This window comes from Streptomyces sp. NPDC054863 (genome assembly GCF_053610825.1).
Map to the genome: position 1 here is coordinate 18882 of NZ_JBSGZD010000032.1, position 16699 is coordinate 35580.

19 protein-coding genes and 1 pseudogene are annotated in these 16699 nt (G+C 71.3%); 11 read left to right on the forward strand and 9 right to left on the reverse strand.

Going from position 1 to position 16699, the window contains the following annotated elements:
- The 6 genes and pseudogenes from ACWGIG_RS09210 to ACWGIG_RS09235 all read right to left on the reverse strand — a co-directional run.
- Positions 1-921 (reverse strand): annotated as a pseudogene (locus tag ACWGIG_RS09210) (hypothetical protein); the annotation flags it as partial.
- A 250-nt stretch (positions 922-1171) separates the two neighbouring features.
- Positions 1172-2605: a HAMP domain-containing sensor histidine kinase gene (locus tag ACWGIG_RS09215; RefSeq protein WP_453320909.1), complete on the reverse strand. Its 1434-nt coding sequence runs from the start codon at positions 2603-2605 to the stop codon at positions 1172-1174.
- Positions 2602-3366 carry a response regulator transcription factor gene (locus tag ACWGIG_RS09220; protein WP_453320910.1) on the reverse strand — a complete coding sequence of 255 codons (765 nt, stop codon included), beginning with the start codon at positions 3364-3366 and terminating at the stop codon, positions 2602-2604. Before ACWGIG_RS09220 ends, ACWGIG_RS09215 begins: the two co-directional genes overlap by 4 nt.
- Before the next feature lie 83 nt (positions 3367-3449).
- Entirely contained in the window at positions 3450-4529 is a 1080-nt protein-coding gene (locus tag ACWGIG_RS09225; RefSeq protein WP_453320911.1) for a S1C family serine protease, read from the reverse strand.
- 376 nt (positions 4530-4905) lie between these two features.
- Positions 4906-5928, reverse strand: coding sequence for a LacI family DNA-binding transcriptional regulator (locus ACWGIG_RS09230; protein WP_453320912.1), 1023 nt, complete (start codon positions 5926-5928; stop codon positions 4906-4908).
- A 72-nt stretch (positions 5929-6000) separates the two neighbouring features.
- Positions 6001-6804 (reverse strand): winged helix-turn-helix transcriptional regulator, encoded by an 804-nt coding sequence (locus ACWGIG_RS09235; RefSeq protein WP_453320913.1) that lies wholly within the window; start codon positions 6802-6804, stop codon positions 6001-6003.
- Positions 6805-7387: 583 nt separating this feature from the next.
- On the opposite strand from ACWGIG_RS09235, the gene ACWGIG_RS09240 reads away from it, so the two are divergent.
- The 7 genes from ACWGIG_RS09240 (at position 7388) to ACWGIG_RS09270 (ending at position 11929) form a co-directional block, all read left to right on the forward strand.
- On the forward strand, positions 7388-7642 hold the full coding sequence (locus ACWGIG_RS09240) for a MoaD/ThiS family protein (RefSeq protein WP_453320914.1): 255 nt from the start codon (positions 7388-7390) through the stop codon (positions 7640-7642).
- 8 nt (positions 7643-7650) lie between these two features.
- Positions 7651-9069, forward strand: a complete 1419-nt coding sequence (locus tag ACWGIG_RS09245) for a hypothetical protein (RefSeq protein ID WP_453320915.1) — start codon at positions 7651-7653, stop codon at positions 9067-9069.
- 88 nt (positions 9070-9157) lie between these two features.
- A complete protein-coding gene (locus ACWGIG_RS09250) occupies positions 9158-9853 on the forward strand; it encodes an LmeA family phospholipid-binding protein (RefSeq protein WP_453320916.1) in 696 nt (231 codons plus the stop codon).
- 213 nt (positions 9854-10066) lie between these two features.
- Entirely contained in the window at positions 10067-10153 is an 87-nt protein-coding gene (locus tag ACWGIG_RS09255; RefSeq protein WP_362423585.1) for a putative leader peptide, read from the forward strand.
- Between the two features lie 215 nt (positions 10154-10368).
- Positions 10369-11214, forward strand: coding sequence for a sulfurtransferase (locus ACWGIG_RS09260; RefSeq protein ID WP_398423395.1), 846 nt, complete (start codon positions 10369-10371; stop codon positions 11212-11214).
- A 36-nt stretch (positions 11215-11250) separates the two neighbouring features.
- The gene (locus tag ACWGIG_RS09265) at positions 11251-11538 is read left to right on the forward strand and encodes a DUF1416 domain-containing protein (RefSeq protein ID WP_362423220.1); all 288 of its coding nucleotides are present in this window, start codon (positions 11251-11253) and stop codon (positions 11536-11538) included.
- A gap of 70 nt (positions 11539-11608) precedes the next feature.
- Positions 11609-11929: a DUF3099 domain-containing protein gene (locus tag ACWGIG_RS09270; protein ID WP_453320935.1), complete on the forward strand. Its 321-nt coding sequence runs from the start codon at positions 11609-11611 to the stop codon at positions 11927-11929.
- Positions 11930-11971: 42 nt separating this feature from the next.
- Here ACWGIG_RS09270 and ACWGIG_RS09275 read toward each other — a convergent pair whose 3' ends face one another.
- On the reverse strand, positions 11972-12334 hold the full coding sequence (locus ACWGIG_RS09275) for a DsrE family protein (protein ID WP_453320917.1): 363 nt from the start codon (positions 12332-12334) through the stop codon (positions 11972-11974).
- Between the two features lie 277 nt (positions 12335-12611).
- Here ACWGIG_RS09275 and ACWGIG_RS09280 point away from each other — a divergent pair, with 277 nt between their 5' ends.
- From ACWGIG_RS09280 to ygfZ, 3 genes are read left to right on the forward strand one after another with little or no spacing between them, the layout of a single operon-like run.
- Entirely contained in the window at positions 12612-13184 is a 573-nt protein-coding gene (locus tag ACWGIG_RS09280; protein WP_453320918.1) for an FABP family protein, read from the forward strand.
- A 45-nt stretch (positions 13185-13229) separates the two neighbouring features.
- The gene (locus tag ACWGIG_RS09285) at positions 13230-13670 is read left to right on the forward strand and encodes a Fur family transcriptional regulator (protein ID WP_453320919.1); all 441 of its coding nucleotides are present in this window, start codon (positions 13230-13232) and stop codon (positions 13668-13670) included.
- 31 nt (positions 13671-13701) lie between these two features.
- A complete protein-coding gene (gene ygfZ / locus ACWGIG_RS09290; protein WP_453320920.1) occupies positions 13702-14667 on the forward strand; it encodes a CAF17-like 4Fe-4S cluster assembly/insertion protein YgfZ in 966 nt (321 codons plus the stop codon).
- Positions 14668-14681: 14 nt separating this feature from the next.
- On the opposite strand, the gene ACWGIG_RS09295 is transcribed toward ygfZ, so the two are convergent.
- Positions 14682-15284 carry a hypothetical protein gene (locus ACWGIG_RS09295; protein ID WP_453320921.1) on the reverse strand — a complete coding sequence of 201 codons (603 nt, stop codon included), beginning with the start codon at positions 15282-15284 and terminating at the stop codon, positions 14682-14684.
- Positions 15285-15442: 158 nt separating this feature from the next.
- On the reverse strand, positions 15443-15868 hold the full coding sequence (gene dtd, locus ACWGIG_RS09300) for a D-aminoacyl-tRNA deacylase (RefSeq protein WP_453320936.1): 426 nt from the start codon (positions 15866-15868) through the stop codon (positions 15443-15445).
- 138 nt (positions 15869-16006) lie between these two features.
- On the opposite strand from dtd, the gene ACWGIG_RS09305 reads away from it, so the two are divergent.
- Positions 16007-16633: an RsiG family protein gene (locus ACWGIG_RS09305; protein WP_453320922.1), complete on the forward strand. Its 627-nt coding sequence runs from the start codon at positions 16007-16009 to the stop codon at positions 16631-16633.
- Positions 16634-16699 lie beyond the last annotated feature (66 nt).

Consider the following 16699-nt stretch of genomic DNA (forward strand, 5'->3'; position numbering starts at 1 on the left):
GTCTGTGCCTGCCGGGCCGGTTGCGCCGGTGTCGCCCTTTGCGCCGTCTGTGCCTGCCGGGCCGGTTGCGCCGGTGTCGCCCTTTGCGCCGTCTGTGCCTGCCGGGCCGGTTGCGCCGGTGTCGCCCTTTGCGCCGTCTGTGCCTGCCGGGCCGGTTGCGCCGGTGTCGCCCTTCTCTCCCTTGGTGCCGTCCGCGCCGTCCGCACCCGCGGGACCAGCGGGACCAGCGGGGCCTGGGTCGCCCTTCGCGCCGGTCGCACCCGGGTCGCCCTGCGCGCCCGCAGGGCCGTCGTCGCCCGGGTCGCCCTTGTCGCCCTTCGGGCCGCCCGGGGTGCCGGGGTCGCCCTTCTCCCCCTTCATCTGGGCCCTCTCCTCGTCGGTCCAGTCATCCGGACTCGTGCGGGGTCCCTCGGGGCCGCGTGGGCCTGCGGGTCCCGTCTCGCCCTTTGCCCCGGAGTCGCCCTTGGCCCCTGCGGGGCCCTGCGGTCCGGCGGGGCCGGCAGGGCCCTGGTCGCCCTTGTCGCCCTTCGGGCCCGGTCTGCCCGTGTCGGGCTCGGGCTTGGAGCACCACGGCACGGGGGCGAAGGCGGTGACGTAGCGGGCGCTCATCCAGCCCGTGCGGTCGTACAGCTTGTACCAGATCGCGTTCCCTGCCACGTTCTGCGCACGGACCTTGCACTTGAGCGAGACACGGGCGCCCGAGCGGTACTCGCCGAGCTTGCGGGCCGAGACGGACGGTGTCGCCCGGACGAACTGGCCGATCCGGGACGTGACCTGGCCCGTCGCGGGCGGGGCGGCGAACGTGGCCGCCTGCGCAGCCGCAGGGGCCGTCAGTGCGAGCGTCACGCCCAGGGTCACCGCACCCTGCACCGCACGGCGGGGCAGGCGGGTCTGAGGGGTCTGACGGGTCGAGGACAGCACGGGAACTCCTTTTGGCAAAGAGACCGGTGCCGTCGTGACACCTGCGCCGATGCTGTCCAGGGCGGTGCCGCCCCGCGGACCACCACGCCCTGCGGTCATTCGACCAGACCAGTAGTACGGGCAAGAACCCACCGGACGGCCGTACTGCACGCGACCCGTCAGCGAGCACACCCCCACAAAACAATGTCTCACTTACACGTGCCAGTCGGACATTATTTTCACGCACCCTCCCGACCCCGGGATTTTCGGGTTACGGAACCTCGCTCGGCGGCGGCGTCGGCGCCCCCGGCAGCCGTACGACCGCCTCCGTGCCCGGGCCACCGTCCTCCGGGGCGCGGAGTGCGACCTCGCCGCCCGCCTCGCGGACCGTACGGGCCACGATCGAGAGGCCGAGGCCCGAGCCGGGGAGCGCGCGGGCGGACTCGGAGCGCCAGAAGCGTTCGAAGACGTGCGGGAGGTCGGCCGGCGGGATGCCGGGGCCGTGGTCGCGGACGGTGAGGACGCCCAGGTGGAGGCGGACGGAGATGGTGCCGCCGGGCGGGCTGAACTTCACCGCGTTGTCGAGGATGTTGACCAGGGCGCGTTCCAGGGCGGCCGGTTCGGCGCGTACGTACCAGGGGGCGAGCGAGACGCCGAAGTTCAGCTCCGGGCCGCGCAGCCGGGCGCGTTCGAGGGCGGTGCGGGTGAGGTCGTGGAGGGAGACGACCTGGAAGGGGGACCGGCCGGGGGCGGGCCGGTCGGGGGAGGTCTCCGGGCGGGCCAGTTCCTGCAAGTCCGTGATGAGAGCGGCCAGTTCGGTCATCTGGGCCTTGACCGAGGTGAGGAGGGCCTTGCGGTCGGCCGGAGGGAGCGGGCGGCCGGTGTCCTCGCTGCGGGAGAGGAGTTCGATGTTGGTGCGCAGCGAGGTGAGGGGGGTGCGGAGTTCGTGGCCCGCGTCCGCGATCAGCTGGGACTGGAGGTCGCGGGAGGAGGCGAGGGCGGCGGTCATCGCATTGAAGGAGGCGGAGAGACGGGCGGTCTCGTCCTCGGGGGAGCCCGTGAGGGGGATCCGGACGGTCAGGTCCTCGGTACGGGCGATGTGCTCGACGGTCTCGGTGAGCCGGTCGACCGGGCGCAGACCGGCCCGGGCCACCCAGAGCCCGGCCGCTCCCGCGCCGACGACGCCCAGGCCCGCGACGAGGAGGAGGACGAGCGCGAGGTTGTTGAGGGAGTTGTCGATCTCCGAGAGGGGGCGCGAGATGGAGACGGTGAAGTGGGTGGACTCGTCGCGGCGGGTCAGCACGCGCACGTCCCTGCCTTCCGTGTCCAGCCCGTCGTGCAGGGTCTCGGTGGCGAGGCCGATGGCCACCGCCTGGTCGACCTTCTGGACCATGACGGGGGTCGACCCGGGACCCACGCAGCGGCTGCCGTCCTCCAGCACGATCTGTACGTAGGCGGAACCCGGCAGGGTCTGGCCGCCGGGGAAAGCGGTGTCACGGCAGTTGCTCGCCGTCGTACGGAGATAGCCGGACGAGGCCTGCATTCCCTGGAGGGTGTTGTCCAGCTCCGCACGCAACTGACTCCTGGTCAGGAGCCAGCAGGCCGCAGCCGACAGTGCCACCGCGACCGCCACCGCCGTCGTGACGAGCAGGGCGAGGCGGGTACGGATGCGGAGGGTGCGCACACGCTGGACGAGCGAGGTCACACCGCGCCGCCCGGCTGCGTACCGGATTCCGCACGAAGTACGTATCCCACACCCCGCACCGTGTGCACCAGACGCGGCTCGCCGCCCGCCTCGGTCTTGCGGCGCAGGTACATCACGTACACGTCGAGGGAGTTGGAGGACGGCTCGAAGTCGAAGCCCCAGACCGACTTGAGGATCTGCTCACGGGTGAGGACTTGGCGGGGGTGCGCGAGGAACATCTCCAGCAGGGTGAACTCGGTGCGGGTCAGCTCGACCTGCCGCTCACCACGGGTGACCTCGCGCGTCACCATGTCCATGCGCAGGTCCTCGAAGGTGAGCACGTCGCCGGGGGCGGCGGGCAGCCCCGCCTGCTGTGCGTACGAGCTGCGGCGGAGCAACGCCCTTACCCGGGCGAAGAGTTCATCGAGCTCGAAGGGCTTGACGAGGTAGTCGTCGGCGCCCGCGTCGAGCCCCGACACCCGGTCGCCGACCGTGTCGCGGGCCGTCAGCATCAGGATCGGAGTGGTGTCCCCGGCGTGCCGCAGCCGGCGGGCGGCGGTCAGGCCGTCCATCCGGGGCATCTGGATGTCGAGGATGATCAGGTCGGGTGCGTAGGCGGCCGTCTTCGTCACCGCCTCGATGCCGTCGACGGCGACCTCCGTCCCGTACCCCTCGAAGGCCAGACTGCGCTGGAGCGCCTCGCGCACGGCGGGCTCGTCGTCGACGACGAGGATGCGCTCGGTGGCGGGCCGGTCCTCGGGGGGTGTGGCTGCGGGGGTCATCCGGCTGTCCTGTCCTGCTCTTCTCCGGTACGGGCGGGGGTGCGTCCAGCTTTACACGGTGACGGGCCCTGAGGCCGGAGGTCCTAGACGCCGAAGCCGTCGCCGAACCCGCCGCGCTGCTGGTCCTGCCGCTGATTCTGCTGCCGGTCCTGGCCCCCGGGGCCGCCCTTGCGGAGGCTGTCGAGGTCGGCCTTCACGGTGTCGACGGGGATGGCGAACCCGAGGCCGACACTGCCCGACCCGCTGCCGCCACCCGAACTCGGGGCGTACATCGCGGAGTTGATGCCGATGATCTCGCCCCGCATGTTGATGAGGGCGCCGCCGGAGTTGCCGGGGTTGAGGGAAGCGTCGGTCTGGATGGCCTTGTACGTGGTCTTGGACTGCCCCGTGTCGCCGTTGAACTGCTCGCCGCCGAACTCGAACGGCCAGCCGCCACCCGGGCCGCCCTGTCCCTGTCCCTGTCCCTGTCCCCGGTCCTGCTCCTTCGAGACGGTCACGTCGCGGTCGAGGGCCGAGACGATGCCGCTGGTGACGGTCCCGGAGAGGCCTTCGGGCGAGCCGATCGCCACGACCTCCTCGCCGACCTTGATCCCGGAGCTGCTGCCCAGCTTGGCGGTCGGCAGCTTGCTCGCGCCCTGGACCTTGAGCAGGGCGAGGTCCTTGTCGGGGTCGGTGCCGACGACCTTCGCGGTGTACGTCTTGCCGGTGGAGAGGGTGACCTTGACGGTGTCGGCGCCCGCCACGACGTGGTTGTTCGTGACGATCTCGCCGTCGCCGGTGATGATCACGCCGGAACCGGTGGAGGCACCGGCGCTCGACTTCGCGCTGATCTCGACGATGGCGGGGCCGACGGCCTGGGCGACGCCCGCGACCGTCCCCATGCTGGACTGCGAGACGTTGCTGCCGGAGGCGTTCACCCCGCCGACGCCGCCGTCCTCACCGCCGGCCAGCCGCTGGGTGAGGTACGCGGTCCCACCGCCGACGGTCGCCGCGACGATCGCGACGGCGGCGAGCAGCGCCACCGGCCCACGGGCACGACGCCGGGGCCGGTGCGGGGCGGGGGCGTGGGCCGGGGGAGGCGGGAAGCCGGCGTACGAGTACGAGGACTGCTGCACGGGCTGCTCGGGCTGCTCGCCACTGGGGCGCGGGGTCTCGTTCGTCATGCTCATGAGCTTGGGCGCACTGTATGAGAACTGTCTGAGGGGTAGTTAAGAAGGGCAGCAGATTCCCGTATGCCGGATATAAGGGCGGGCATTCAGGGGCGCGGGGAACTGCGCGACCGGCCAGGGTGCACCCGCACGAAGACCACCGGCCCTGCGGCCAGCGGTTTAGGTGAAGGGGCGGGGAGGGGCCGAATCCGCGAAGCGGCCCACCGGCCCGCACGGTGTGCGGTCGCGAGCGTGGGCGGTCGGGAGGGGGCGCTCCGCGCGAGGGGCCGCCCCCTTGCCCACCCTTCCCCAAGCTCTTAAGGAGCAGGGGAGACCCCACTGCCCCCGGGGGGCGGCCCCGCTGCCCAAGGGGGCTAGGGGCTGGGTAGTGCTAGCCGCAGCCGCAGGAGCGGCGGACGATCAGGGCTGACGGGAACTGCTTGACGCGCTCGCGTCGGGAGCCCACCACCCGCAACCCGTCGTCCAGGACCAGGTCCACCGCCGCCCGGGCCATCGCAGGCCGGTCCGAGGAGACGGTCGTCAGCGGCGGGTCCGTCAGCGCCGCTTCCTTGACGTCGTCGAAGCCCGCCACGGCGAGCTCCCCCGGCACGTCGATGCGCAGCTCCCGCGCCGCCCGCAGCACGCCGATCGCCTGGTCGTCCGTGGAGCAGAAGATGGCGGGGGGCCGCTGCGGCCCCCCGAGCAGCTTCAGTGCCACCTCGTACGCCGCGTACCGGTCGTACGGTGCCTGGACCAGGCGGCCGTCCGTCGACTGCCCGGCCTCCCGCATCGCCCGCCGCCAGCCCTCGATGTGGTCGGCGACCGGGTCGCCCACCGACGGGGTGCACTCGACGCCGCCGAAGCACACCACGTACTCGTGCCCGTGCTCCAGCAGGTGCCTCGTGGCGAGCTGGGCGCCGCCCACGTCGTCCGTGACGACCGCGACGTCGTCGATCGCTTCGGGGCGCTCGTGCAGCAGCACGATCCGTGCGTCCCACGCGTCGATCTCCGCCGCCGCGCTCTCGCTCATGCCCTGGCTGACGAGGATGAGCCCCGAGACCCGCATCCCCAGGAACGCCCGGAGGTAGTGGATCTCGCGTTCGTTGCGATAGTCGGAGTTGCCGACCAACACCATTTTCCCGCGCTCGGCGGCGGCCTGTTCGACCGCGTGCGTCATCTCCGCGAAGAACGGCTGCCTGGCGTCCGGCACGATCATGCCTATGAGATCGGTGCGCCGGGACGCCATCGCCTGCGCGACCCGGTCCGGCCGGTAGCCGAGCTCCTTGATCGCGGCGAGGACACGCTCGCGCGTGGCCGGGGCGACCGGCCGGGGTCCGTTGTTGATGACGTAACTGACGACCGCGGTCGAAGTCCCCGCCAGTCGTGCCACATCGTCCCGCGTCACCTTGGCCACGCGCGGCAGTCTACGCGGATGGACCAGGTCACAGGCCGGTCGTCGCAAGGATCATGCCGAGTTGAGACCTACTCACTCCGGTACGGGCGATTCGGCCGACTGGGCTACGGACCGGGCGACCGAGGCGGAGGCCCGCGCACGCGCCTTCTCCGCCTCCCGGCCCGCGACCTTCTCGGGGTCCGGTTTCGGCTCCGCCTTCTCGGGCTTCTCCGGGACCACGAAGCGGTAGCCGACGTTCCGGACGGTTCCGATCAGCGACTCGTTCTCGACGCCGAGCTTCGCGCGCAGCCGCCTGACGTGCACGTCCACCGTTCGGGTACCGCCGAAGTAGTCGTACCCCCACACCTCCTGGAGGAGCTGTGCCCGGGTGAAGACCCGGCCGGGGTGCTGCGCCAGGTACTTCAGCAGCTCGAACTCCTTGAAGGTCAGGTCCAGGACCCGCCCCTTGAGCTTCGCGCTGTACGTCGCCTCGTCCACCGTCAGGTCGCCGTTGCGGATCTCGGTGGGGATGTCGTCGACGGCCAGGTGCTGGCGGCCCATCGCCAGGCGCAGCCGCGCCTCGACCTCCGCCGGACCCGCCGTGTCGAGCAGCACGTCGTCGATGCCCCAGTCGGCGGTGACGGCGGCCAGACCGCCCTCCGTGACGACCAGTATCAGCGGGCAGCCGGGGCCGGTGGAGCGCAGCAGCTGGCACAGCGACCGCACCTGCGGAAGGTCGCGTCGGCCGTCGATCAGGATGGTGTCGGCACCGGGGGTGTCCACGAGTGCGGGGCCTTCGGCGGGGGCCACCCGCACACTGTGCAGCAGCAGGCCGAGGGCGGGGAGCACCTCCGTCGACGGCTGGAGGGCATTGGTGAGGAGCAGCAGAGAGCTCATCGCGCTCCACCTGCCCACAGCTCGATTTCCGGTTGGTACGGATGGTGCACGGTTCGCTCGCCCATAACGTCGGTTCCTCCTCGGTCCCTGCGAGGACGTTTACGGCACTGCTTCGTACTGCTCGTACTTCTAGGCCGAAGGCCCCCGCGCCCCGAGGTCCGACGTGCCCGTTTTCCTGCTCTCTTGCCCTGTTCTTTCCGAGCCCTTTAGGTCTCTCGGAAAGCACAAAAGGACCCGGGGGCAACGGTGCCCGAGTCCTCTGCCCAGCAGAATAGCCCACCTGGCGGGCGCCGCCGCTGTTCCCTCGATCACTCCGACGGTCCGGCGCACCACGCTCCGTACGGGCGATGTGCGGACGATTCGGTCGCTGCCCGTGCGTTCGCGCAGTCCGCGGCGCTGCGGCAGGGGGCGCAGTGCGGACCTTCGTACGAGGCGTGGCAAAAGGGGGCGCACGGAAGCGCGCTCGGGCGCGGGCACCGACGGGGGAACGTTCGCGGGAGCGGACGGCCGGATGGCCCATCATGGACAGCTGACGAGCCCGAGGGACCCGAGGGCTGTGGAGTTGCGCGAGAGGAGTGCCGCTGTGGCAACGGGAACCATCCGTTTCTGGGCGGCGGCCAAGGCCGCTGCCGGAACCGGCGAGGAGCCGTACGCGGCCGAAACCCTCGCCGAGGCGCTGGACGCGGTGCGCGCGCAGCACCCCGGGGAATTGGTGCGGGTGCTCCAGCGGTGCTCGTTCCTGATCGACGGCGACCCCGTCGGGACACGTGACCACGGGACGGTACGGCTGGCCGAAGGCGGCACGGTCGAGGTGCTCCCGCCGTTCGCAGGAGGGTGACCGGGACCATGAGCAGCAGCAACGATCAGCAGTATCCGCCGCCGTACGGACAGGATCCGTACGGGCGGGACCAGTACGCGCAGGACCAGCACGCGCGGGACCAGTTCCCGCAGGAGCCGTACGCACAGGGCCAGTACCCGCAGGACCAGTTCCCGCAGGAGCCGTACGGGCAGCAGGCCCAGCAGCCTTCGTACGGTGACCAGCAGTACGCGGAGCCGCAGCAGCACCAGCCGTACCAGGGGCCCGCCGACCAGGACCCGTACGCGACGCAGACCTGGCAGGCGCAGACCTGGGACACCCAGTACCAGCCGGTCCAGCAGGCCCAGCCGCCTCAGCACCGGGCCCCGCAGCAGCAGGCCCCGCAGCACCGGGCCCCGCAGCAGCCCCAGCCCTCGCAGCACCAGGCCCCGGCTGCGGCCGACACCGCCTACCTCCCGCCGCAGAACGGGCACACCGGTCCCACCGGTCCCACCGGCTCGTACCCCCTGCCGCCCGAGGTCCCCCTGCAGAGCCCGCTCCAGCCCTCCGAGCCCTCCTACGCGGGCGCGACAGGCGCGTCCCCCCAGGCGCAGGGCCTGACCCCGGCCCCCGCTTCGTACGACATGCCCCCGACTCCCACTCCCACTCCCGCCCCCGCCTACAGCTCCCCGGCGACCCGCGGCAACACCCGGATCACCGACGCCCAGCGGGCCCGCGCCGAAGGGCGGTCGCCGATCATAGAGCCCGGCATGAGGCCCGCCCTGCTGACCGCGGTGCTGGCGGCGCTGCTCGCAGGGGCGGCCGTGTTCGGCCAGTTCGCGCTGGTCGTGCCGGTGGTGCTGCTACAGGCGGTGACGGCTGCGGGCTGGTTCCGGCTGAACGGGATGTGGCCGGCCAGGCAGGGCATCGCGCTCGCGTTCCTCGGCGGTCTGATCGCGGACGTCGCGCTCCTCGCCGTCGACACCGTGCAGGCGCCCGCAGCGATCCTGGGCACGCTCGGCGTGTGGGTCCTGCTGACCGTCGTCCTGCACCTGCGCAACCGGATGCCCGCCGACGAACGGATGTACGCGCTGACGGCCGGGGTCACCACGGCCGCGCTGACCGTCGTCGCCGCCGGGCACCTGGCCGCCGACCCGAAGGCCATGACGGTCGGCGGGCTCGCGGTGGCCGCCGCGATCGTCGCCCGCGCGCTGCCGCTGCCCGTGCCCGCCTCGGTCGGCGTCGCGCTGCTCGCTGCGGCGGGCGCCGGAATCGCGGCGGGCGGGGCCACCGGCCTCGGTGCGGGCGGAGCGCTGATCGGGCTCGGCGCCGGAGTGTGCGCGCTGGTCGGGCACCGGGTGGCGAGCTACGACTACCCGTCGAAGTTCGTGCACATGACGGCGGGCGTCGCACTGCCGCTCGCGCTGGCCGCTCCCGCGGTCTACCTGCTGGGCAGGGCCTTCGCCTGAGGTGATTCCTGAGGTTCGTGTGAACCCCACCGGTTAGGCTCACCGTCTGTACGGGGCCAACGATCACAAGGTGGGGGAAACACCGACAATGCGCGCACTACGCATACTTCTGATCCTGCTGGTGGTCGTCGGCGGCATATTCGTCGTCGCGGACCGCTTCGCGGTCAACTACGCCGAGGGCGAGGTCGCGGCCAAGGTCCGCAGCAGCCAGGGGCTGTCGGCGGAACCGCAGATCGACATCAAGGGTTTTCCCTTCCTCACCCAGGTCCTCGGCAAGAAGCTCGACCAGGTCGACGTCACGATGGACGGCGTCGAGACGAGCGCCCAGGGCCGCAGCCTGAAGGTCGGCCGGATGACCGCCGAACTCCACGACGTGACCCTGTCGAGCAACTTCTCCTCCGCGACGGCGGCCCGCGCCACCGGCACGGCCGTGATCTCGTACGACGACCTGACGCGTGCGGCGGGCGACAAGGACGTGAAGCTCGCCTTCGGCGGGAACGGCAAGGTCAAGGTCACCGGCACCGTCTCGGTCCTCGGCCGGGAGATCCAGCGCAGCGTCCTGTCCAGCGTCAGCCTCAAGAACAGCGGCAAGTCGGTCGCGGTGCGCGCCGACGAGGTGCCGGGGCAGGGCATCCCCGGCCTCGAAGGCATGATCCGCAAGAAGATCGACTTCGAGCGCCCGATCGGCGGCCTGCCGAACGGCCTGGTCCTGGACAAGATCACCCCGGTCGAGACCGGCATGGAGATCGGCGTCACGGGCACCGACGTGCACCTGGCCGGATAGCGCCCACGTCCGGCCGGACGGCGGGCCCGGCAGCCGGTTCGCCGGATGGCGAGACGGAAGGGTCCACTCCGCAGGACGGTGAGCCGCACGAGCGTGACGAGGGGCCGGGAACCACTTCCCGGCCCCTCTTCACATCTCACTCTCCGGACGATCTCGTCTCACCATCCGACACGCCGGTGACACGCGCCCCTGTACGTCCCTACGATCGGTCCCATGCAGCAGCGACAGGCGGACCTCACGAAGCGGCGGGCAGTAGACCTGTGCCGCGTCGCCGCCATGCTCTGTCGCCGCGCCGTCTGAGCGGGAACCGCTGGGCGCGACGCCCCGAACTCCCGCTTCCCCAGGGCTTCTTGCGCCCGTCCCGCCGTCCCGCGCCGCCGTACGCACGGCCCCGCCGCCGTACCGGCACGCACCCCGCACCGCGAAACCGCACCCCGCTCCGCACCGCGAACCCGCACCGTGCACCGCGAACCCGCACTTCGTATCCCCCCGAAACTGCCCCGGAGGAGAAACACATGAGCCGCACCGACGTACTGGTCGACGCCGACTGGGTCGAGGCCCACCTGGACGACCCGAAGGTCGCGCTCGTAGAGGTCGACGAGGACACCTCGGCCTACGAGAAGAACCACATCCGCAACGCGATCCGGATCGACTGGACCAAGGACCTCCAGGACCCGGTCCGCCGCGACTTCATCGACCAGGCCGGCTTCGAGAAGCTCCTCTCCGCGAAGGGCATCGGCAACGACACGACCGTCGTCCTCTACGGCGGCAACAACAACTGGTTCGCGTCGTACGCCTTCTGGTACTTCAAGCTCTACGGCCACGGCGACGTCCGCCTGCTCGACGGTGGCCGCAAGAAGTGGGAGCTGGACTCCCGCGACCTGGTCGACGGCGCCCAGATCCCGCAGCGCGAGGCCACCTCGTACAAGGCCCAGCCGCAGGACGAGTCGATCCGCGCCTACCGCGACGACGTCGTGGCGGCCATCGACAACCAGAACCTGGTCGACGTCCGCTCGCCCGACGAGTTCAGCGGCAAGCTGCTCGCCCCCGCGCACCTCCCGCAGGAGCAGTCCCAGCGCCCGGGCCACGTCCCGTCCGCCCGCAACATCCCGTGGTCGAAGAACGCCAACGACGACGGCACCTTCAAGTCCGACGAAGAGCTCAAGGCCCTCTACGAGGCCGAGCAGGTCGACCTCGCCCGCGACACCATCGCCTACTGCCGCATCGGCGAGCGCTCGGCCCTGACCTGGTTCGTCCTGCACGAGCTGCTCGGCGTCGAGAACGTCAAGAACTACGACGGCTCGTGGACCGAGTACGGCTCCCTGGTCGGCGTCCCGATCGAGCTCGGCGCCAACAAGTAACCCCTCCCCTCCTTCTCGGACCTCTGGAGTACGCACATGTGTGGAGCAAAGGCCGGCGGCCCCGACGCCTCGACCATCAAGCCCGGTGAGACCACCATCCAGGGCAGCATCACCAAGAACGGCGAGCCGGTGACGGGCTACGTCCGCCTCCTCGACTCGACCGGCGAATTCACGGCCGAGGTCCCGACCTCCGCCACCGGCCAGTTCCGCTTCTACGCGGCCGAGGGCACCTGGACGCTGCGCGCCCTGGTCCCGGGCGGCACGGCGGACCGCACGGTCGTCGCCCAGACGGGTGGCCTCGCGGAGGTGGCGATCGCGGTCTGACCGCCGCCGCGCACCGATACCGGCCGGAGGGCCGCACCCACAGGGGGTTGGACGCTTGCCTGTGACGAGGGTGCGGCCCTCTCGCCCTTTCCACGCGCCCACGGCCCGCCCCCGGTCGTACGGTGGAGACATGTACGCGCGTCGCCGTCGCAGTTACTTCCTGATGATGGGGACCTGCCTCGTCCTCTTCGTCTCGGCGTGCGCGCTGGTGCGGCTCTGGTCGGTGCCCGTCGCGGTCGGGATGTGCGTGGTCGCCGCCCTCATCCCGCCCTTCGCGGCGATGATCGCCAATCGGAAGGGTCCCGAGGACCGCTGGTGGGACGAGACGACGGGGGACCGGCGCTCCGACGACTGGTGGGACGAGCTGGACGGCCGCAGAAAGAGGCAGTGAGGCCGCTCGGCGGCAGTGACCGCTCAGCAGCGGTGAGGCCGCTCAGTAGACGAGCGCCTGCACGCCGTCCTCCATGATCTCGCTGACGAAGACCTGCGCCCCGGCGACCCGCACGCCCTCCAGCAGATCGCCCTCCTCGATGCCCCGGCGCACCGCGCACTGCGTGCACAGCGTGATCTGCCCGCCCGCCTGGATCGACTCGATCAGGTCCGGCAGCGGCGCCGCATGCGGAAGCTCGAACTCCGCCGCCTTCCCCGGCAGCGCGAACCACGCCGACTCCCCGGTCAGCCACAACGACACCCGCACCCCACTGGCCACGGCCACCGCCGCCACCGTGAACGCCTGCGAACACCGCTCCGGCGCATCGGCCCCTGCGGTCACCTTGATCACGAGCTTCTTCGACATGCGGGCACTGTAAGCCCGCCGCTCCCACGCGGGGCGACGTACCTCACCGAGAGCGTCGGGCCCCGGCGGACTAAGCTGGGGCCCGGCCCGTATCCCGCACCTCGATCGTCCCAAGGAGCACCCCGTGCTTGAGGCAGTCTTCTCCGCCCTGCTGGTCCTGGTCTGCGTCGGCGTCCTCGCCTTCGCCGGTCTGGCCGTGAAGAAGCTCTACCAGGGCCAGCGCTAACCAGACTGGGCAGCAAGCCGCCACCCCCTACACAGATCGCCTGAGCCCCTCATGATCGAGATCCCGTCCGACCTCCACCCGGACCTCGTCCCCCTCGTCTTCCTCCTCGGGAAGTGGACGGGTGCGGGCGTCACCGACTTCCCCGGCGACGAGAAGGCCAACTTCGGCCAGGAAGTCACCTTCAGCCACGACGGCCGCGACTTCCTGGAGTACGTCTCGCACTCCTGGATCCTCGACGCCGAGGGCAACAAGGTGAAGCCGCTGGAGACCGAGTCCGGCTTCTGGCGCATCGACAAGGACCGCAAGGTCGAGGTCGTCATGACCCGCGACACCGGCGTCGTCGAGATTTGGTACGGCGAGCTGGCCAAGCAGAAGCCGCAGATCGACCTCGTGACCGACGCTGTGGCGCGTACCGCCGCCTCGGGCCCGTACACCGGCGGCAAGCGCCTCTACGGGTACGTGAAGAGCGACCTGATGTGGGTCGGCGAGAAGGCCACCCCCGAGGTCGAGCTGCGTCCGTACATGTCGGCGCACCTCAAGAAGACCGTCACGCCGGAGGAGGTCGCGGCCATGGCCAAGAGCCTCGGTGACATGCCGGACGACGGCATCGCCTTCTTCCGCTGAGCCGGAGGCAGGCCGAATGCTCGCCACGCTGCCTACACTGGCGGCGTGGTGAGCACCGACTGGAAAAGTGACCTGCGCAGGCGCGGCTACCGGCTGACGCCGCAGCGGGAGCTCGTGCTGCAAGCGGTGGACGTGCTGGAGCACGCGACGCCCGACGACATCCTGGTCCAGGTGCGCAAGACCGCGTCGGGGATCAACATCTCGACCGTCTACCGGACCCTTGAGCTGCTGGAAGAGCTCGGGTTGGTGAGCCATGCACACCTGGGCCACGGGGCGCCGACCTACCACCTCGCGGCCCGGCACCACCACATCCACCTGGTGTGCCGGGACTGCTCGAACGTCATCGAGGCGGACGTGGACGTGGCCGGTGACTTCATCGCCACACTGCGCGCCGCATTCGGGTTCGAGACCGATATGAAGCACTTCGCGATCTTCGGGCGGTGTGCGCAGTGCGCTGCCGCCGAGGGCCGGGCCGGCGAGTCGTAGGCGGTTGCCGCGCGAGTCGTACGCTGGGGGCATGACGAGCCCCCTCCTTTCCCTGCCCGGTGCCGTTCCCGCCGAGGGGCGTGACGAAGGCGTCGCCGCGCACTACGGCGATCTGTTCCGCGAGCAGCGTGCGCTGGCCGACGGGTCCGGTTTTGTCGACCTCTCGCACCGGGGGGTCGTCGCCGTCACCGGTGCGGACCGGCTGAGCTGGCTGCACCTGCTGATCACGCAGCACGTGACCGAGCTGCCCGCGGGGCAGGCGACCGAGGCGCTGGTGCTGACCGCCAACGGGCACGTGGAGCACGCGCTCTACCTGGTGGACGACGGCGAGACGACGTGGGTGCACGTCGAGCCGGGTACGCAGGGGGAGTTGATCGCGTACCTGGAGAGCATGAAGTTCTTCTACCGGGTGGAAGTCGCGGACCGGACGGACGAGTTCGGGATGGTCTGGCTGCCCGCCGGGTCGATCGTCCCGGCGGGCGAGGGCGTGGTCGTGCGGGAGACGGCGTACGGGCGTGACCTGTTCCTGCCGCGCAAGGAGCTGGAGGCGTTCGCCGCCGCCCACGGGCCCGCGACCGGGATCCTCGCGTACGAGGCGCTTCGGGTGGAAGGCCACCGGCCGCGGCTCGGCTTCGAGACGGACCACCGGACGATCCCGCACGAGCTGGGGTGGATCGGCAGCGCGGTGCACCTCCAGAAGGGGTGCTACCGGGGGCAGGAGACCGTGGCCCGCGTCCAGAACCTGGGGAAGCCGCCGCGGCGGCTGGTCTTCCTGCACCTGGACGGCAGCGAGGTGCACCTGCCGCCGCCGGGCACGCCGGTGCGGCTCGCGTCCGACGGGCCCGAGGGACGGCAGATCGGCTTCGTGACGACCTCCGCCCGCCACCACGAGCTGGGGCCCATCGCCCTCGCCCTCGTCAAGCGGAACGTGGCCGTGGACGCCGAGCTGATGGCGGGCGACACGGCGGCGGCTCAGGAAGTCGTCGTCGAGCCGTAGGCACGGCCCGTGGGTCAGTTCTCGTCGACGGGCCGCTTCAGCTTCGCCACCTGGAGGTCGAGGATCGACTTCACCCGGTCCGCGGCCATCGGGGGCGGTGCGCCCGGCAGCCGCGAGAGCGTGTTGTCCACGGTGGCGACCGTGGTCAGGCTGCCGGTGCGTACGGCGTACACCTCGTGCCGGGCGGGCGGGTTGCGGGCGTCCACGGGCTGTGCGTCCAGGATGTAGGTGGTCCCCGCGTCGCTCCCCGGTCCTGAGGGGAGCTCGACACTCACCCGGTAGGACCGGTTCAGAGGGCCCGTGAGGTCGAAGCTGCGGCACGAGCCGACGGCGTCGGAGAGCTTGTCCATGGCCCGCCGGGCGCCGTCGCTGTCGTACGTCCCCAGCTTCAGGCCCACGGGCTGCACGCCGCCGGTCCGCGGGGCGACCGTGGCGTACACCGAGCGGGCCGCGCCCAGGGTGCCGGGGCCCAGCGCGTCGAGCAGCGGCGCGCACTTGGCGTCCCCGGTGCGCCAGGCGGGCAGGTTGGCGTTCTCGGTGCGCAGGGAGGCTGACACCGCGTGGCCGGGCACCTCTCTGTCCCGCAGCATCGCGTCATGCAGATCCCGTTCGGTCATCGCCTCCGTTGCCTCGGAGTACGACTCGGGTCCGTCTGCACCGCAGGCGCTCAGGCCGACAGTCACGCCGGCAGCTATCAGTACGTACGAGAAAAGCGCGCGCGTGCGCATCGGGCAGGTCCCCCTCGGTGGTGCCGCACCATCCCCGCGGACGGTCCTCAGACCTCGATCAATACCGTGAACGGCCCGTTGTTCGTCAAGGAAACCCGCATGTCCGCACCGAACCTGCCCGTCTCCACCGTCGCCCCCAGCGCCCGCAGTTGTGCCACCACCTCGTCGACCAGTGGTTCGGCGGCGTCGCCCGGCGCCGCGGCGTTCCAGGTGGGGCGCCGACCCTTGCGGGCGTCCCCGTACAGGGTGAATTGCGAGATGACGAGAAGAGGGGCATTTACGTCGGAGCAGGACTTCTCGGATTCGAGGATGCGCACCGACCACAGCTTGCGCGCGAGTTGCGCCGCCTTGTCCGGAGTGTCCTCGTGGGTCACTCCCACCAGGACACACAGGCCCTCGCCCACGATCTCGCCGACCGTCTCACCCTCGACGACGACGCTCGCGCCGTCCACCCGCTGCACCACTGCTCGCATGACGACCATGATGCCCTTCCCCGGCGGCTTCTCGGGTGCAAGGGCCATACGGGTGCAGTGTGCCTGCGTCGGTACGGGAAGGAGTGGCACGATGCGGGTCGAGGCGGTGCGCCGCACCGTTCGAGGGGACGGAAATCCATGAGCACTTCTGGCACCGGGCAGCCGTCCGGTCCCGTACCGATGCAGATGGCGAGTGCGGCAGGCGCGGGCGCGGGGGCCGTGGAGGCGGCACGGACACCCGCTCCGCGTACCGAGCGGAGCGTCCGGGACGCGCTGCCCGCCGTCCCGCAGCCCGATCTCGGTCTCCTCAGGCTGCCCGAGCTGCGGACGCTGCGCCAGGGCGCGCAGCGCGACGAGGCCGATCTGAGTTACGTACGGCGGCTGCTGCACGGCCGCATCGACATCCTGCGGGCCGAGCTGGGCCGGCGGGGCGGGCCGCAGTCCCCGGTGCTGGAGCGGCTGTCGGAGATCCTCACCGACAGCCCGTCCACACACCGGTCGTCGGCCCGGCACGTCACGCTGTCCACACCGCGCAGCGAGGAGTACCGGCGGCTGGCCGGCGACATGCTCGCCGAGGTCGAGCTGTCCGACCTCGACGCCCGAACGGACCAGGAGCTGCATGCGGGCATGAGGCGGCTCGTGGGCTATGAGCAGCAGGTTTCCCGGCAGCGGCAGCGGCTCCAGCGGACCGCGGACGATTGCAGTGCGGAGATCGCCCGCAGGTACCGTGAGGGCGAAGCACAAGTAGACGATCTGCTCCTCTGAGTCCACCCCCGGCGATCCCGGGGGCCGGGCCCGGGGCGGATCCCCGTCCGGAAGGCCGAGCCGACG